Origin of the sequence: Bergeyella anatis, from assembly GCF_036016955.1 — a bacterium.
GTDB lineage: Bacteria > Bacteroidota > Bacteroidia > Flavobacteriales > Weeksellaceae > JAYWXI01.
Window position 1 is genome coordinate 1 of record NZ_JAYWXI010000141.1, and the last position, 433, is coordinate 433.

The window sequence follows — 433 nt, forward strand, 5'->3', positions numbered from 1 at the left end:
CTTGATACAAATTTCCGATACCGCTTCTAATAAACGCCCGGCAATCATTTTGTAAATGAGGGCTTCTTTCTTAGGGAGTTCGGTCGGTATTTTGTCAGTAATGAGCAGTCCGTGATGGTCGGTTACTTTAACATCATTGACGATACGCTTGGTAAGAGAGGAGCGTCTGAGTTGTTGTGCATATTTTGCATAGTTCTCATAATGCTCTAATTGCTGAATCAATAAAGGAATTTCTGCCCATACATCTTCCGAAATGTATTTACTTCCTGTCCGAGGATAAGTGATGTATTTCTTTTCATACAAACTTTGAGCAATGTTTAAAGTTTCGTCTGCCGAAAAACTATATTTTTTATTTGCCTCTTTTTGAAGTGCAGTTAAATCATAGAGTAAAGGCGGTTGCTCTTTTACCGTTTTCTTTTCTACGGAAAGCACT

Annotated in this window: 1 protein-coding gene; it reads right to left on the reverse strand. The window is 37.9% G+C overall.

Translation table 11 applies throughout. The features are described 5' to 3' along the window. The coding region (locus tag VQ048_RS12650; protein WP_327611985.1) for a DNA topoisomerase at nucleotides 1–433 on the reverse strand (433 nt) is incomplete at both ends.